This window comes from Leeuwenhoekiella parthenopeia (assembly GCF_020782115.1).
GTDB lineage: Bacteria > Bacteroidota > Bacteroidia > Flavobacteriales > Flavobacteriaceae > Leeuwenhoekiella > Leeuwenhoekiella parthenopeia.
Map to the genome: position 1 here is coordinate 86,602 of NZ_JAJGMW010000011.1, position 16,425 is coordinate 103,026.

Here is a 16,425-nt window from a genome sequence, read left to right on the forward strand (position 1 = left end):
AGCAGCGTTTTAAAGAAGAATTAGAGAAAGTAGAATCCATTATTTTTTTGTTGACAAGACAAAACTAAACTAAAATTCTATATATCCTACTAATCCTATAGGAATTATAGTTTTATTATTAATTCGCTATCACTAAAGACAATCAATCAACTTTTAATGAGTATTGTAAGATTTATTAATTGGAATATGTCATAAGCATTCTATGATGACGCGCAAAATCAATATATTCGTTAAAAACGTCCAATATGCTTTCAAGTCGGGTAAAGTATGCCATTCACGCATTATTATATATTCACGAGCAAAAAGCTCATACCCCACTGTCAGCAAAAAAAATTGCTGATGCTAAAAAGATTCCTTTCAAATTTTTAGAATCAATTCTTCAGGAGCTTAAACAGGCTGCTATTATCAAAAGCCAGCGTGGACCTTCGGGAGGCTATGGCTTTCTCAAAAGTCCCGATGATGTTACTATCGCAGCAATAATGCGTATAATAGACGGGCCAATTGCTTTGACCTCGTGCACTTCAGAGAATTTTTACGATACTTGCGATGAGTGTATGAGTGAGCACGAATGCGAAATAAAAACAGTTTTTAGAGATTTAAGAAAAGAGATGCTGCCAGTACTTAATCGCTCAATTTCAGAGCTCTCCAAATTATCTAAATAGCCGATTAGACATCCTTTAATAATAGTATTAAAATTAATCCCTATTAAACTGGTAGGATTAATAGGGATTAATATATATTTGCTACTTAAAATCTAATTGTGGATCGTATTAAGAGCAATCATATCGCAATAACCATAGTATCCCTAAAGTTATTCTTAATCATTTTTGTACTACTAAAATTTTTACCGGATGCCTCGCCAGAGGATGTGGCATTTAGTAATACCTTTTTTTGGTTCCTTTTAGCCGGCTTTCTGGCTCAGTTAGTTGATGGCGCTTTAGGCATGGCATATGGTGTAACGTCAAATACGGTTCTTTTAAGTTTTGGCCTTTCGCCACGTCTGGCTTCAGCGGCAGTACATGCTTCAGAAATATTCACAACAGGTATTTCAGGTTTGTCTCATATCAAGTTTGGAAATTTTGACAGAACTCTTTTTCTTAAGTTGTTAATTCCCGGGGTAATAAGTGCTTCTATAGGGGCCTATCTTTTAGGTAATATTATTGATGGAAACCTTATCAAGCCTTACATCAACCTTTATCTGATGGGGCTGGGAATAATTATTTTATTAAAAGCATTTAAGCAAAATGCCAATAAAAAAGGTAATTTGAAATATGCCACAATCTATGCAGCCATAGGAGGTTTTTTAGACTCCATTGGCGGTGGCGGTTGGGGTCCTATAGTAACATCTAATCTTATTCGACAAGGCAATACTCCTAAGATTATTATAGGTACCGTTAATACCGTTGAATTCTTTGTAACCTTCTTTAGCGCTGGTATATTGATATATTTTACCGGAATACAAAGCTGGCAGATAATTCTGGGTCTAATTTTGGGTGGAACATTGGCTGCTCCTCTTGGAGCCTATATGACCAAGCGTATTTCAGCTAAAAATTTAATGATTGTGGTAGGAATCGTGATAATAATTACTTCGCTGTATTCTGCATTGAAGGCCTGGTATTTTTAACTGGTGCAGACTCTTTAAGTCTGATTAGCGCAATCTCTTATATTCTGTACCTCAAAATCCAAGACCTGTTTCACCCTAAATAGATATGCTTCAAAAAAAGGCATACTTCATTCGGGTTATTGCAGATTGCTATTCCCAGATATAGGGATGCCAGTTTCAACTGTATAATTGAGCCCAGGCACGGTACTATTTTGACGGTATTAGGAACGTTATTGTGCCGCTCTACACCAAGGTTATAGACTTTTATTAAGGATAATGGTCTATCACTGGGCAAGAACGAATCCGCCTCATTTTGTATTCGTGTACTTACAGATATGCACGCCCCTGATACAGAAGATATCCTTATCGCCGCTACCGGCAACCTGAACGGCTTTTTTCATTTTAAACCGGTGTTATACTTCAAACTGGCGCCTGTGGTAAGGAATTAAATAACGGGCCAACTCCCTAAAGTTGGGCTGCTTACCAGCCCGATAATTGAGATTATTTTTGCGTAAGACTTGTTTTAGCGTTATTATGATAAAGCCTGGGATTTATGAATTGTCATTATACATGTTTTACACTCCTGTTGTGCTAAAAATTTCTTCGCAGGAGCTCAATCTTAGTACCTTTGATCGTTATCTCCTAAACACTTTATAGGCATTTTATTAAGGGAACAGGGTAATCTTAAGGGATATTAATATAGAACTGCCTGCTTTATAAAAAGGAAAAATCCCAATATTCGAATACTAAAACCTACGGTTTAGGGGCTCCGTCTTTCCAGATATCCGAAACATTGGGATCACTACTAATTTCTTATTTAAGAAATGCCTCGTACCCTATAAACTACACATGAAATTGGTGCAGTTATAGAAAAGTGAATTAAACAAAATCTGTGATTACACTACATAGGATACGCTATTCTGAGAATCCATTGCGTTCAAATTTAATAAAACTCCAATAAAAGCTTAACCAACTTATTTCAGGTCACTATTTTAAAAGTGACTGAGACTATCAATGTCATTTAGCAGAATAATTATATCCAGAAATTCAGCACTGTGATCTCCCACTTTTTGTAAAATTTATTTTTAAATCTGTGTTGATTAGGATTGATCTTTTTACATACATTTATATAAAAATGCTTGTAAAATTTGAGAAGATAGCGTTTAGCGAATCTGAACTGATGTGGGTAGCTGCACGCTTTTTTATTTTAGAACGCGATACATCAACTTTGAAATTACGTTTTTGTACTGGAGTAGTTCAGAGCTTAACCAGTACTGAAAAGGATATGAGTCAATTGGAAATTTTTATATTCGACGCTCTGTTTCAAGCAATGGTCCATAGAACTAAATTGATGCAAAATTTCTTCAATGCGCTCTATTCAGAACTTAAAAGTCTTGATAGAATTGACGCTGTTCAGAAACAAAATGATCGTTTCTACAAATGGATCGCATCTAATCCCGATTTAAGGAATACCATTATAGCCTTTTATTTGGATAAAAAAACTACTGTTCCTTTTCAGATAGACGGATGGTGAAATTTTTCTCTCAACCAAAAATAGACGTATAGTATTTACCGATCTAAAAAGGCAAAAGCTACCTTTGTTTAGTGGTGTTTTTAAGAACTCTTAGATACTGCTTTTGATTTAATAAACTTTTCTCTCCGAACTGTTTTGCATATTCTTAGAGATCCCTCGGCAAGTTTTTTTAAAAGAGGAGGCCAGGTTAAGAAGGTTTAAGGGGTACCGTACGTCAATTTATAGATGACCCATCGGCTCTATTTTCTTTTCTTTTTTGGTGCGAATAAAAAGCATTGAGATAGCAGTCGTTACAATTCCCATAACCAAAGCCCCTATTGCACCTTGCACTGCATAGTTTTGATAATTGAAATTCGCTTCCGCTTCAGCTGTTGACTTAAAATAGCCTAATTCTACAGAACGCTTTATTACGTTTGGGAAATATTCCGGACTTATGATATAAGAGGTTATCCATTGCGTTAGCGGACTGATTAAAGCAATTAGTACCGAAAGTACGATTCCTGAAATTAGTCCTTGTTTATAGTCCATTTTTCCATCATAAACACTTTTCTTCTTGTCTTTCAATGCTATTACCATTACGATGATTGCCGGAATTGCAAAAAGGTTGGTTAGGTAAAGATGATAATCGATGAACTTTCCATGTAGTCCAGCTAATTTTTCTAAAACCATCCATATTAATACAACTATTGAAAAAATGATTGCCCATTTGATCTCAATCCTGATAAATTTCATAGCCATGTTAGTTAGCGTTATCGTAAGCGATTTTTATCCAATTCATAACTTCAGAATCAATTTGGTTGATATCAGAAATTTTAATTTTATGGGAACACATGGAATTTGGTTTTTCTGCTTCCAATTTTCCTTTTGGTTCCTGCCCTTTGAGATTAATACCAATTTCAAATCTCGTTTTTGTCGCAGGTTGTAGCGTTGCAAATTGCTTTTTTCGTCGTAAACTCACGTAGACCTTTTTGGGTGCGATTTCAATATCGTTTCCAAAAGTTTGAATCTCTGCGATAAGCTTATCGTAAATTATTTTAAGGACTTCTTTTCCTTTGTATTGAGCTGTGATTAAGTCTTCACTATTTTCTGCCGATCCGGAGTCAGAGCCTTTGGATTTATGGGCGATTAGATTTGCAAAACCATGAGTTAAGCCGTGATTTTCTTTGAGAAACCTGATGATTTCACCGTGTTTAGTAAAATTTTCATGACTTACAATGTCTATCCATTGCTCTAAGGTTTTACCTGTGTTCCTGTACAGGTTTTCAATCATGGTCTGTGCTGCTTGATCCATTTTCTTTCTTTTATAGGTTTGTCAATTAAATGCATTAACTCATACGATCATCTATCCGTAAGAGTGGTGAGGCCTGTCCGGTATAGGATACACTAATTAGAGTTATTAGAGCCAATTGTCAGGTGACGGAGCACCCGCTTGTTCTTTTGCTTAGATATTAGGTATTTAATACGGTGGTATTCGTTCTACCAGGATTTCAGTTTCTGATTTGTCAAAATAGGTGCAGGTCATTTCTCCCATACTAACCGCCCATTTTTTAATGCCCGATTTGGCACAATCCTTACAAAATGTTTGATAATCTGTTTTGCCGTCCTGATGCGCTTTGAGGTCTACTTTAAACTGCTCTTTGTTTGAAGAGTCTGCAACCTTCAGCATATTGTATTTTGCAGGTGATGATCTTTTATACTCCTTGCCGCCATAATAATCGGTATGGCCATCAGCAACAAAAGTCTCATAATAAGTTACACCCAGATTTTTAATATCCTGGATGTAAGCTGGAAAGTCTGCTCCCGATTTTACTTTATGGTGAGCAGCTTTAATTTGTTCTATGGTAAATTTTTTCAAATCGAACTAAATTAGTTACACCAACTCTAAATATAATGCTATTCGCGTAAAAAATGCTCAAGGCAATTAGGTTAATGGAAGTTTATTGGTTAACAATTACAAAAAGCAATCCGCAGTCTTTTTTTTCAAAATCGTAATGCCATTCTACTTGAAAATAGAATGAATTTACCCGGGTTGTTTTTAGGATAGGTATTGCTTTCTTTTTCGTTCTCTCTGTAATCCAATAATTAGGCCTATGGCTCCAATGCTAAGACAGGTTACAGCCCAAAATGCAATGTTATAGTTGTTAATCACTAGTCTGTAACCAAAGGTGAACACAAATAATAGCAATCCCATTAGTTGCCAAATCTTATCGTTCTCCAACCTGAAGCCGGTATCAAACTGAGGCCTTAAATTGAACAGGATTTTAAGTTCATTCCATTCCCAAAGGAGGAGCAACATATTTGCCAGTAAAATCAGTCCGGTAACGACGGGTGTTAAGGCAAAATAATAAGACAATGTAATTATGAAAATATTCAATATGATGGGAAGGTTGATTATTGCTCCAAGCTTTGCATACCTTTGCGTCATTAAAAGAAAGCCTGCAAGTACCTGTGCTGTTCCTAGGAATTTCCAATACAATCCGGATTGGTACAGCGTTTCAAAAAGATGCCACGCAGAATCTATAGGATGCATTGCTCCACTTTCCGTTGTAAAACGCATTCCCTTTATCTTTATCAAACTTGCAAAAACAAAGGCGCCGCCAATGAGGTATCTGGTGTAAATAATACCTAGTTGTGGAATTAATCTGTGTTTTAGTTTATCCATTGGAGGAATTCGGATTTTCTATATCGACGCGTGAAAGGTGTTTTTGTTACTTCATAGATGTTCTCCTGGCCGTCCATCTCAAAATAGAGTCACCTCCAGAGGAACGTTTTCGGTCTCCAAAATTCATTTAATATCATGAATTAGGATAACAAATAGCTTTTATATTAAGACATTACAATTCTCTACTTAGATTCTGGTCTACGTATCCTACGAAGTGTTGAAGGGTAAAAGCGGTTCTTGGTTAAATTATTAAAAATTAATGCCACCACTAATAAAATTACAGCTCCGGTTAATACCGGAGAAAAAATATAAAAATATCCCAGAACTTTAATTTTTTCTGTGCCTATTATTGCAATAAGTGCCGTAGCTCCTCCTGGAGGGTGCAGGGTCTTCGTAAATTGCATAGCAACTATAGCCAATGCTACTGCTAAGGGAGCTGTTAACCAAATTATATCGGGCATTGCTTTGTAAATGGTAACACCAATGAGTGCAGAAATGACGTGCCCACCTATTAAATTTCGCGGTTGAGCAAAAGGGCTTTGAATAGCTCCATACACCAGAACGCTGGAAGCTCCAAAAGACCCGATCAAAAAAACATTTTCCATTTTTTCTAAAAAGAAAGATTGAAAAAATGCAATTAATCCTATACCTACGAAAGCCCCAATAAAGGTCCAGAAATGCTCTTTATAATCAATTAAAGTTTCTCTGTAGATAATATATCTTGTAATTCTATACGTACGATTTACACGTTTTTTAGACATTTAAAAAATCTTATTCTTACTGGATGTATTATATAAAATATGTGCTTAAAATGTAAATTTCCTAATTATAATTGATTGAATATAAATTGAATTACTTTTTATTTCTGTGAACTGATAAAAGGGATTCTCGGTGCTAGGAAATAGCCTGTTAAGCTTGCAAAAAAGATCGGAATAATATGACCAAAACCAGTCAGGGTTGCAAGGAGTATGGTTGTACTCATTGGTGTGCGGGTTACGCAGGCATTTATAGCAGCCATACAACTCACTACAGCCAGTGTCAAATTTAATTCAGGAAAAAGTTGGTGCAGAATCAGACCCAGGGTGGCTCCCACAAAAAATAGCGGAATGATAAAGCCGCCCCTCCAACCTGAAACTACGGTTATAGAAATCGCTATAATCTTAAAGCCTAGAATTGTCAGCAATAGGGTAACGGGAAAATTTTCAGATAGTAAGATATTGATTTCATGATGCCCAAAATAGCGTGTTATGGGGAGATAAAATGCTATTGTTCCAAGCACTAGTCCACCAACTAAGGTTTTATAGTATATGGGTAGGGGTCTTTTCTCAAATATGGATTTAAAGAATTTAGTACACAGAATAAATATCCATCCAAAAGCAGTTCCTACAATAGCAAACACAAAGGCATAAGCAAAATCGAAAATTCCTGAATATTGATAGGCCGAAAGATCCCATACTGGACCCAGTCCCAAATGAATGATTAAGGCAAAAATTAAATAGCTAAAGCAACTTGCAACGAATGCAGGTATAATTGCCTTGTAATACTCAACCGCATGTTTATGGTGAAGTATTTCTAAAGAGAATAAACTTCCCCCCAAAGGAGCACCAAACAAGGTAGTAAATCCTGAAGCCATTCCTGCGATGCTCAATGATCGCAGTTCTTCACCTTTTAGGCGAAATAATTTTCCCAACCATGTACCTGTTGAGCCTGTCACTTGAACCAAGGGAGCCTCTGGGCCCAGGCTGCCTCCGGAAGCTACACAGAGCAGGGAAGAAAGTATCATTGAAGGGTTATTTTTTGGGTCAAGTTTTCCTTTGTTGAATCGAATATTATCGACAATCAGATGTATTTCTCCGGGATCTCCAATGAAGTGTATAATCAGTCCTGCTAAAAATCCACAAATTGCCATTACCGGGATTACCTGCCATCCCTTAAAAAAATGTAACTGGTGCGTCAAAAATTCAAGCCCTAACCAATAAACTCCTGCAATCACGCCTCCTATCAATCCCAATAAAGCCCATAATATGAAGTTTCGACTGAAAACGAACGGATTAAATTTAACAGGCTGGTCTAAAAGATTTAAATAAGTGATTAGCTTTCTTCGACGTTTGAGTTTCATGAGCTGTGGCGGTGGTTACGGGCGTAAAGATACGACCCGTAGATTGAAAGCTAAACAAATCTAAAATTTAAAGATTAAGAATCTCTATCAGCTTAATAAATTTTAAATGTATGTATTTAAATTAACTTGTGGCGCTTTGTCTACTGTAACGGTATCAGTTGTCACAATCATAGGTTTTAACCATTTTATATTACTTAAAAGTAAGGTTTTGATTAAACGAACCGCCTGTCCAGGTTTTGTATTGGGAAAACTCGTATTCCTACGCTTCGGTAGTGGTCTGAGACCTGCCTACTTTTAGGCGCAGTACTTTACTGCTTAGGGGCAAGAGCCGTCATTCCACAATCAACCGGGCTTTTTCCGGTTGTCGATAAAGTTTAATTCCAGTATAGAATATCCATAAAAAATAGAAGAGGAAAACGATACGCTGTCCCAACGCAGGAATATTCGGAAAGGCGATAAACCAGGTTCCAAACACAATAGTTAAAAGGGTAAATAACAGGGTTGGCTTCTTTGCAGATATCCAATACTCGGTTTGGCTCATCACTTTTGGATAGGTAAAAGCCCCAATGAGGAAGAAAATATAGCTCCCAATACTTCCAATGGTGTGGATTACCATTGTGGTTGATTGGGGATTGTCAAAATCGCCTGCAAATATTCCAGAAATGGACATAAAAATGCCACTTAATAAAATACCATAAAGGGGTAATTGGCTCGATTTGGTAACAGTTACATTTTTATAAAGACCTATTGAATAAAAAGCTATCAATATACCGGTAAGGAAATAGCCGATGAAATTCCAAATATGTTTATTTGGTGCATCTACGGAACCTAATTCGCTTATTGCTTTTGTGAGCATCGAATATTCAGATCTAATAGAAGACATCACGATGTAAGTGATACAAAATAAAATGGGTGCCACAATGCCTATAATACCATAAGATTTGTTTGTCATTCGATATTTTTTACAAGTTTACCGAAACCCCTTGTACCAAAATTTGATGTAAATCAAAAAGTCATTAAGAAGCTCTCACCCTGCTCAAGGTTTCGGGTGTCATACCCAAATGAGAAGCCAACATCCCGAGAGGCACTCTTGATAATTTGTTCTTTGAAGACCGCTCAAAAAACTGATAGCGTTCCTTTGCAGAATTGAATTGAAGCGAAATGATGCGCTCAGATTGTTCCAAAAAGTATTTTGAGATCAACATTCGCCCAAAACGCTCCATTTCCGGGAAATCTTCAAAGCATTTTTCAAGATCGGATAATGAAATTTTTACCAATTCAGTTTCTTCCAAAGTTTGTATGTGAAAACAGTCTGGAACGTTTTGAAGAAAGCTATAAATGGAAGTGATCCATTCGTTCTCTGCAGAAAAGTTGTCTGTTATTTCCTTAGCATCCTTCAGATAATACGTCCTAATCAATCCGCTATTTATAAAATAGGTGTGTGAACAAATTTTGTTGGGTTTGTGTAGAAAATGATTTTTGGGTAAGACATGGATTGTGCTGATGTTCTCAAGTCTATCTTTTAATGTTCTTGAAACCGAAATGAAATCGCTTATATGGGCTATTAAATTTTCGATGCTATATGCTGGTGGGATTGCCTTATTGCAAACTTATTATATCTACTCTAAATATATCAATATCTCTCCATAATTAGCGGGATAGGAATGCGTTTTATTGCTTATTTATCCTGAGGCTTATGTCTGGAATATAGCTCGGCCTGTATTTAGGTTTTTCGGTAGTCAAAAGCACAATTCTGGTTAGCTTAATTGGTGAAAATCGTTTACAACAACAGGATATAAGCCTATCTCGAATTTTTTGTTTTAAAGTACTATTTGATATCACCTAGGCCTAAATTGCTGGTCCTGGTCTTCTGTTGGGAAGATAGGCATGCTTTAGAAAAAGCCTTATCAAATACTATAAAATTCAGCGAACTGGTTCCGGGGGCTAAGCCTAAAGCCGGTGCTTGACGCATAGGGTTCCCTACTCCATTGAGCTTTGAAGTTTATCTTTCAATTTTATAGGTTTTTTTATCTAACCCAATACCTTTAAGAGTTAAGGATTTCCATTGCTTGGGGAGTATTGGATTTTTTTGCGTAATACCTTCTTCTGAAATTTCTAAGCCTCCAAAACCAAACAAAACGGTTTGCAACATTCCGCCTGCTCCTGTCGCAAAGTAGGAATGATTGGCTGTAGCTGTTTCCGAAAGTGCCCCAAAAGGCTTCTGTTGGTTAGGCACATAACTTTCCTTAAACAGCCTAAACGCATTATCTGCATCTCCCTGACGGGCATAAAGTACTGCAAAAATAGACTTCCCCATAGCAGGCCCTTCCCTGGCCAATTTGGGTTCGTAGTATTGCAAATCCTTTAAAATCGTCTCTTCCTTGTTAATTATGTTTAAGGGATACGCTAATAAATTTACATCTGCCTGTTTAATACGCTCACCATCATAATCAGCATGTTCTTTCGTTACGCCGTCAGGGAATTTTAAGATTCTTATAGTATTGGCCACTTGCTCCCATTCTGCATTTGGAATAATACCCAATTCTTTTGCGGCTCGGGTAGCAAAGTTTAGGGCGGTTATTGCTGCACCGTTGGTAAAGGCATTATCGTTAACATTTGGAGCAAATTCATTGGCCCCAACTACATTATTTATGGAGTAGGATCCGTCGTCATTTTTGCTTACCCTGCTCACCCAGAAATCAGCGACTGCTTTCATTACAGGATATCCCTTATCTTCCAGCCATTTTATATTTTTCGTCACGCGGAAATAATTCCAAAACGCTATTCCGATATCTGCAGTAATATGATGCTCAAAAGGTCCTGTTAAGGCAAAAGGAGGTGTGGCTTCCTCCCCGGTATCGTCACTCTCCCAGGGAAACATTGCTCCTTTAAACCCATAGTTTACGGCTCTTTCTTTGGCAGGCTCCAGCCGATCTGAACGATAATTAACCAGAGAGCGCGCAATATCCTGATTCAGTAATAGTAGTGGTGGAAACATCCATAATTCGGTATCCCAAAAGATATGACCATTGTAAGGAACCTGAAGAGAAAGCCCCATAGGAGCGATACTCAAATCTGAATCTCCTCTACCAAAAGCATATAAATGATACAATGCCAATCGAACATCCTGCTGGGATTTTAAATCTCCTTCAATTAGGATATCGCCTTCCCAAAGCTTTTCCCATAAAGCTTTGTGACCGCCTAAAAGTACTTCGCGGCTGTTTAATAAGTTGAAAATCACCATACGTTCTGATTCCGACTTTGGGTCAGAAAAATTAGCGGTAGTACATTCTGCACCTGTCCAGGCAAATTCCAGGTTCTTAGTCTTTTTGATTTCATATTCAAATGAAAGGGTGTTTTCGTATGGGGAGGCAACTTTATGCGTTAATTCCGGACGTTGTTGCTCCCGGGAAGAATTAATGTGATGCCAAACAAAGGTACCCGATGTCGCAACCACATGTTTGCCAAAGGGGGTCTTTGCTATAGATTGTAAAATGGGCATGGTCGTTTCTACATCGCGCAGTACTTCATAGGTATTCTGTGGATCCTGATACTGTTTTGGTGTAGTAATCTTTCCTATCACTTTTAAGTAGATATCCTCTAATGCGGAAATCTTTACGTCAATATAACCTGTATACTGAAGATTGCGAAGCGCATAAATCGTACAGGATATTTTTGCTTTTCCTTTAAAATCAAAATGAGTAGTAAATGCGGCTTCTTTCATATCAATCGTTTGACTCCAATTGACAATATTTTCAGAAGTTACCTGTTCGCCATCTATGAATACATCCAAATTGCCAAAATCCATCCCATGTACTATCTGACTAACTTTAAGCACCGGATCTACGTCATACACATTATTCAAAACGGTATGCTTAATTTTAAAGGGTTCGGCGGATGTCAGAATCCCAATTCTCCCATTAGACATCGCGATCCCGGTATAGGGATCTTCGTTATTCTGAGTGGTTATGTGCCAACCATCATTTTGAGCATATACAAATGCACTTAAAAGGAGTAAGACAACATTAAAGATTTGTTTCATGTTTTGGTTATTTTGGTTAAAACATACGCCCAAGCCAGCAGGAGTACATCCGTAAAAATTCTTATGTTCCCCGGTTGAGTACAGGGCCAAAGTTTTGTATTTGTAATTATTACAAAATAGAAGTCCTGAAATTTAAATAGGACTGGTTTAAAACAATTTAACCCATATACAATTCACCTCTATATCGAACTGCAATCCTGCTCGGCTTTCACAGTACTATCTCAATACTTATCAGTAACGTATAAAACGCGAGCAAAAAGATTATATAGCATTCAAAATGTAATCTGTAATCTAGTGCAATATCAGATCAACAACAAAGCATTTACCCTTTAAGCCTCAAATCACATTCTGGAACAGCAGAACCATAAAAACCTGTAGTTTTAGAAATTCTTTAGAAATATAAAATAAGTTGCTCTTTTCAATGACACTAAACTAAATCGTATTCCATGATCTAATTCCAAATTTCATTTGATGCGGTCAAAATAATGGGATAATTATCAGTTACTAGAATTGTGTGTTCGTGTTGAGTAACAAACCCACCTTTGTTTCCCACTAAAGTCCAGCCATCATTAAGCTCGACTGCAACACTAGAGTTTGTTGAGATAAAAGTCTCTATTGCGACCGTTGTATTTTTCTTGAATCGTTCTCTGTTGCTTTTTACCCTGTAATTTAAAATATTATCAGGCTCCTCGTGTAAGCTTCTACCAACTCCGTGACCAGCTAAATTTTTAATGACCTTAAATCCCGACTTTCTGGCTTCTGTTTCTATTAAATAGCCTATTTCGGAAATTTTCACTCCGCCTGTTATGTTATGAATTGCTTTACGTAAAATGTTTTTAGAAGCATCTACAAGCGGCTGATGGTTATAAAGGTCTTTACCAAGAATAAAAGAACCTCCATTATCAGACCAAAAGCCATTGAGTTCTGCTGAAACATCAATATTGATTAAATCTCCTTCCTGTAGTATTTTTTTCTCAGATGGTATTCCGTGAGCGGCTTCTTCATTTACACTAATGCAGGTGAATCCTGGAAAACCATAAGTTTCGTAAGGTGCTGATTTAGCTCCATAACTTTTTAAAAGACTTGCTCCATAGAGGTCTAATTCTTTTGTTGTCATTCCCACTTTAGCATATGCTCTCATTAACTTTAGTGTAGTACCTACAACTTCACTAATTTTTTGCATTCCTATTAATTCAGATTCCTTTGTTATTGACATTTCGTCGTTTTTAAGTAGCTATCAGGGTTTAATATATGAAATGTAATCGATCTGAATAGCTGTAATTTTTAAAAAAACCTTGGCGTTTGAAATAGACTGATTACTTCGATTTTAATAATGCTTTGCCTGGTTTCCAATTTACAGTATTACCGTTACTGCTTCAGGAACAATTCTTTATTGTCTCTATTGGGTTATATCAAGTTCCATCTAATCATTAGCTCGAGGATGCCAGGCTGAGTTCTAACTTAGGTTGGAAACAAAAAAACGCCTGGTCAAAAGGCTTTAGATCTGCATGAAAATATCCTTTTCCTTAATTTCTCATTTTTTTTGAAATGCTCTCTTTGACAGGAGTTTTATGAGAACTAATTTAAAATAATGCTATTTATTCTTTTAAACCATTAATGAGCTTACTTGAGAAAATACGGTTCAGGTTTGCACCTGAACCGCTATCTTTTCAATACGTATTAGCAAATGGTATTTTTTAGTTCTCTTTATGCTTAGGCTCCCATATTAATCTGACGAATGAGCTCAATCTTTCATTTTCTTTGCTCACGGGAATTCCTGCCACAATTCCAATCAATAAGTTTTCGACGATTCCTAAACGCATTTGTGGACGTATCGTCATATCAAATGCACCATAATCAAAGGTTTTATTGAATTCGACACCAATAAAATTTCTTGTACCTGTAATCATATAATGGAAACTGGTGTTAATGTCATACGTAGTATGAAAGGTATTGGTGCTGAAGTTCTGTTCAATCATTGGACCTGTATAAACCAATGAATGGAAGTTGTTTCCCCAGCGTTTTGCAACGATAAAAAAAGGGTTGTAAATATTTCCTTTAATAAAGGGACTTCCAAATTCTCTAAAATCTGAAAGTTCGAACTCGTTGATATATCCAATTGCCATTGATGTGGCCATTTGCTCATTAACAAAAAATGACCATTGTGTCGCTATTTTGATACTATTTAAACTATTAGAGGGAATTGAATCCCGATTTACACCACTTTGAGGAGAATAAAAAGTAAATGGCAGCTCGACTTCAAATCCTAATCTGTCAATTGGAGCCCACTCATACTCTATAAGTGCCTCATAGGCATCAAATTTTAAGTTGTCGGTTAGCCCTAAACCTAAATTCCACTCTTTTTCTCCTTTTCTTGCTCCCAAATCTCGGATAAGATCAATATAAAGAGGTTCAGCGTGTAATACTTTGTCAGGCTCCTTATGGTCTTCTACTTGTTGAATATAAATACTGTCTTTTTTTGTATTTGTAATTTGGGCAATTGAATATGTTGAATATGCCAATAGAAAAATTAGCACTACTGATTTTTTAAAATTCATTTTTGATTTGTTTTATAAGTATTATGAAACTTTCCCACTAAGAAAATAGATGAGAATTAGTCAAGTCATTAAACAAATCAAATTTTGGGTGGTGGAATATCCAGCTTTTGAAAACCGTTTTTCAAATTGACGGTATAGTTCGGGAATTTCTTTTTGGCTGTGTCAATGAAGGATTTATTGAGGTTATTGTGAAGCACGGAATGCGTGGTTAAATCAATCTTTACATGTGCTTTTTTAGTGTGGTCTTCTGTATCGTGGTCATCATATTCTTTGATGGCATCTTCATAACCCAATACTTTCTCAAAAACTATTTCAATAATACTTTCCTGATCGTTGATTGATAAATCTTCTGCAATATGTTCAGGATTAGGGTCTATTGGGTCAACACTGATGTTGAGCAAATACAGTCCCATTAGTCCCCAAAGGATTTTAGTAAATACGCTATTTCCTATTTTTCTTAACACCTTAAATCGTAAACGCCCTTTTATAAATTTTCTTATACGGCACGCAGTTCATTAATCAATGCCAAATATATGGATCTCACCCCTTTTGACAGGGAGCCCATTTAAATAAATTGTCAGTCCCGTTAGATCCCAGAAAAATGTAAGCCCTTCAATCTTTTAAAGAATCCCGTTTTACTCCTCATTAACAAGCAGTTTACGTGCAGGCATCCTTCAGATGCTACCACAGGACAATTACCATTAACTATACCTTTTGGGGTTGAATCAGGCTTAAATGCGGTTTTACCCCAGCAGAGACCAGACTGATTAATGACACAGCTATCCGTATTCAGGAAGTGTAACTAAGGAGGGGAAAATTAGATTTTATAATAAGTTAAGAACGAATTACCGGAATGACTAATGCTTAGAATTTATTCAATAGGCCTCTTTTTTTCCGTTTAAAAAAAGAGGCCACTGAAAATTATCAAAGCTCAGGAAGGAGACTTCATAGTTGCCATTTATCCAGTTAAGGGTTAGTGTTATCCATTCCTTGAGCGGTTTAAACAAAAAAACCTAGCTCAATCCCGTGCTTAAATCAATTTCTTAAAATTTTTAGTGGCATACCCAATCCGGAATTATGCGTTTTTTAAATTAAGCTTTTAAATACGATTTTATAATACTCTCAACGCAAGCGGAGGTAGTAGAAACCGCTCTTTTATCAGCCAGAAAAATTCTGAGACTTTCTAGTCCCTGATAATTGTCAACAATACTAAAACCGGTTAGATAATCGTCAAAAACGCGATCACTCTCCCTTTTAAAAAGCGTGATCACATTCATGTGTCTTTTATCCTTTTTTATTTTGTCAAATAAAGAAGTTATTATTTGATGCTCTCCTTCAAGAACCTGAAAAAAACTACCATCCTTATAGATAAGAACACCGGTTATTTGTTCTCGGTAGTTATTATATACCGTCTGTTCATAGAGCAAGATTAAATCTTCTTTGTTTAACTCTTTACGTTCATCGCTTACGTAGCAGATAGCGTACATCATTGGAGGTTTTTATAGGTATTTCTTTAAAACGGATGCTACTCTAAGATTCGTCAACAATTGGGAAGGACTTATTGAGTGCTATCTATTTTGGCTGAAAAATTAGATGCAGAATGATTAAAGGGGAAGGAATCAACCACACTAAATTTTTAAATATTTTATAATTTAAAACAATAATATTCTATTTTGCAATACTAAAACGAATTATTTAAAGATTTCGGGCAAAAAGCTTACTACCAGTATGGGAAATGGTTTGAGACCTCTCAAAAAAGAAAATTAAGTTTGAATATTTCTAGTAAGTAGAACATCTGATTTTCTTATTGTTTGTATTGCAGTAATGCTGCACTACAACATACTTAAAGAACTCTTTAATTGCGTCAGTCAAAGACCGTTCAGCATACGCTCTGATGGTCTACACTA

At 36.3% G+C, this 16,425-nt stretch carries 16 protein-coding genes; 3 read left to right on the top strand and 13 right to left on the bottom strand.

The window, feature by feature from the left end:
• The first annotated feature begins 245 nt into the window (after positions 1–245).
• From LLW17_RS09980 to LLW17_RS09990, 3 genes are all read left to right on the top strand, one after another.
• A complete protein-coding gene (locus tag LLW17_RS09980; protein ID WP_228230114.1) occupies positions 246–662 on the top strand; it encodes an RrF2 family transcriptional regulator in 417 nt (138 codons plus the stop codon).
• Positions 663–760: 98 nt separating this feature from the next.
• Positions 761–1,624: a sulfite exporter TauE/SafE family protein gene (locus LLW17_RS09985; protein ID WP_228230115.1), complete on the top strand. Its 864-nt coding sequence runs from the start codon at positions 761–763 to the stop codon at positions 1,622–1,624.
• Positions 1,625–2,954: 1,330 nt separating this feature from the next.
• Entirely contained in the window at positions 2,955–3,137 is a 183-nt protein-coding gene (locus LLW17_RS09990; RefSeq protein ID WP_228230116.1) for a hypothetical protein, read from the top strand.
• A 219-nt stretch (positions 3,138–3,356) separates the two neighbouring features.
• Here the strand turns inward: LLW17_RS09990 and LLW17_RS09995 are convergent, their stop codons facing one another.
• The 13 genes from LLW17_RS09995 to LLW17_RS10055 all read right to left on the bottom strand — a co-directional run bounded on the left by LLW17_RS09995 (position 3,357) and on the right by LLW17_RS10055 (position 16,008).
• Positions 3,357–3,875 (bottom strand): DUF4199 domain-containing protein, encoded by a 519-nt coding sequence (locus tag LLW17_RS09995; protein ID WP_228230117.1) that lies wholly within the window; start codon positions 3,873–3,875, stop codon positions 3,357–3,359.
• A 1-nt stretch (position 3,876) separates the two neighbouring features.
• Complete coding sequence (locus LLW17_RS10000; protein ID WP_228230118.1) at positions 3,877–4,428, bottom strand: DUF4287 domain-containing protein; 552 nt, start codon at positions 4,426–4,428, stop codon at positions 3,877–3,879.
• Positions 4,429–4,593: 165 nt separating this feature from the next.
• Complete coding sequence (locus tag LLW17_RS10005; protein WP_228230119.1) at positions 4,594–4,992, bottom strand: DUF1398 domain-containing protein; 399 nt, start codon at positions 4,990–4,992, stop codon at positions 4,594–4,596.
• A gap of 180 nt (positions 4,993–5,172) precedes the next feature.
• Positions 5,173–5,799, bottom strand: coding sequence for a hypothetical protein (locus tag LLW17_RS10010; RefSeq protein ID WP_228230120.1), 627 nt, complete (start codon positions 5,797–5,799; stop codon positions 5,173–5,175).
• Positions 5,800–5,981: 182 nt separating this feature from the next.
• Positions 5,982–6,560, bottom strand: coding sequence for an HPP family protein (locus LLW17_RS10015; RefSeq protein ID WP_228230121.1), 579 nt, complete (start codon positions 6,558–6,560; stop codon positions 5,982–5,984).
• A 98-nt stretch (positions 6,561–6,658) separates the two neighbouring features.
• The gene (locus LLW17_RS10020) at positions 6,659–7,918 is read right to left on the bottom strand and encodes a chloride channel protein (RefSeq protein WP_228230122.1); all 1,260 of its coding nucleotides are present in this window, start codon (positions 7,916–7,918) and stop codon (positions 6,659–6,661) included.
• Between the two features lie 331 nt (positions 7,919–8,249).
• Complete coding sequence (locus LLW17_RS10025) at positions 8,250–8,870, bottom strand: DUF998 domain-containing protein (protein ID WP_228230123.1); 621 nt, start codon at positions 8,868–8,870, stop codon at positions 8,250–8,252.
• Positions 8,871–8,934: 64 nt separating this feature from the next.
• On the bottom strand, positions 8,935–9,513 hold the full coding sequence (locus LLW17_RS10030; protein ID WP_350355206.1) for a Crp/Fnr family transcriptional regulator: 579 nt from the start codon (positions 9,511–9,513) through the stop codon (positions 8,935–8,937).
• Positions 9,514–9,920: 407 nt separating this feature from the next.
• Positions 9,921–11,960 (bottom strand): kojibiose hydrolase, encoded by a 2,040-nt coding sequence (locus tag LLW17_RS10035; protein ID WP_228230124.1) that lies wholly within the window; start codon positions 11,958–11,960, stop codon positions 9,921–9,923.
• Between the two features lie 451 nt (positions 11,961–12,411).
• Positions 12,412–13,176: a type I methionyl aminopeptidase gene (map, locus tag LLW17_RS10040; protein ID WP_228230125.1), complete on the bottom strand. Its 765-nt coding sequence runs from the start codon at positions 13,174–13,176 to the stop codon at positions 12,412–12,414.
• Between the two features lie 481 nt (positions 13,177–13,657).
• A complete protein-coding gene (locus tag LLW17_RS10045) occupies positions 13,658–14,518 on the bottom strand; it encodes an HAEPLYID family protein (protein ID WP_228230126.1) in 861 nt (286 codons plus the stop codon).
• 77 nt (positions 14,519–14,595) lie between these two features.
• Entirely contained in the window at positions 14,596–14,931 is a 336-nt protein-coding gene (locus tag LLW17_RS10050) for a hypothetical protein (protein ID WP_228230127.1), read from the bottom strand.
• Positions 14,932–15,609: 678 nt separating this feature from the next.
• A complete protein-coding gene (locus LLW17_RS10055) occupies positions 15,610–16,008 on the bottom strand; it encodes a BLUF domain-containing protein (RefSeq protein ID WP_228230128.1) in 399 nt (132 codons plus the stop codon).
• Positions 16,009–16,425: the final 417 nt, after the last annotated feature.

What these genes read in the sequence shown, in the direction of transcription:
- LLW17_RS10025 (WP_228230123.1), bottom strand. Translation starts at nt 8,870, where the DNA reads ATGACAAACAAATCTTATGGTATTATAGGCATTGTGGCACCCATTTTA.
- LLW17_RS10035 (WP_228230124.1), bottom strand. Translation starts at nt 11,960, where the DNA reads ATGAAACAAATCTTTAATGTTGTCTTACTCCTTTTAAGTGCATTTGTA.
- LLW17_RS10050 (WP_228230127.1), bottom strand. Translation starts at nt 14,931, where the DNA reads ATGGGACTGTATTTGCTCAACATCAGTGTTGACCCAATAGACCCTAAT.
- LLW17_RS09990 (WP_228230116.1), top strand. Translation starts at nt 2,955, where the DNA reads ATGCAAAATTTCTTCAATGCGCTCTATTCAGAACTTAAAAGTCTTGAT.
- LLW17_RS10045 (WP_228230126.1), bottom strand. Translation starts at nt 14,518, where the DNA reads ATGAATTTTAAAAAATCAGTAGTGCTAATTTTTCTATTGGCATATTCA.
- LLW17_RS10055 (WP_228230128.1), bottom strand. Translation starts at nt 16,008, where the DNA reads ATGATGTACGCTATCTGCTACGTAAGCGATGAACGTAAAGAGTTAAAC.
- map (WP_228230125.1), bottom strand. Translation starts at nt 13,176, where the DNA reads ATGTCAATAACAAAGGAATCTGAATTAATAGGAATGCAAAAAATTAGT.
- LLW17_RS10010 (WP_228230120.1), bottom strand. Translation starts at nt 5,799, where the DNA reads ATGGATAAACTAAAACACAGATTAATTCCACAACTAGGTATTATTTAC.
- LLW17_RS09980 (WP_228230114.1), top strand. Translation starts at nt 246, where the DNA reads ATGCTTTCAAGTCGGGTAAAGTATGCCATTCACGCATTATTATATATT.
- LLW17_RS10015 (WP_228230121.1), bottom strand. Translation starts at nt 6,560, where the DNA reads ATGTCTAAAAAACGTGTAAATCGTACGTATAGAATTACAAGATATATT.
- LLW17_RS10000 (WP_228230118.1), bottom strand. Translation starts at nt 4,428, where the DNA reads ATGGATCAAGCAGCACAGACCATGATTGAAAACCTGTACAGGAACACA.
- LLW17_RS09995 (WP_228230117.1), bottom strand. Translation starts at nt 3,875, where the DNA reads ATGGCTATGAAATTTATCAGGATTGAGATCAAATGGGCAATCATTTTT.
- LLW17_RS10020 (WP_228230122.1), bottom strand. Translation starts at nt 7,918, where the DNA reads ATGAAACTCAAACGTCGAAGAAAGCTAATCACTTATTTAAATCTTTTA.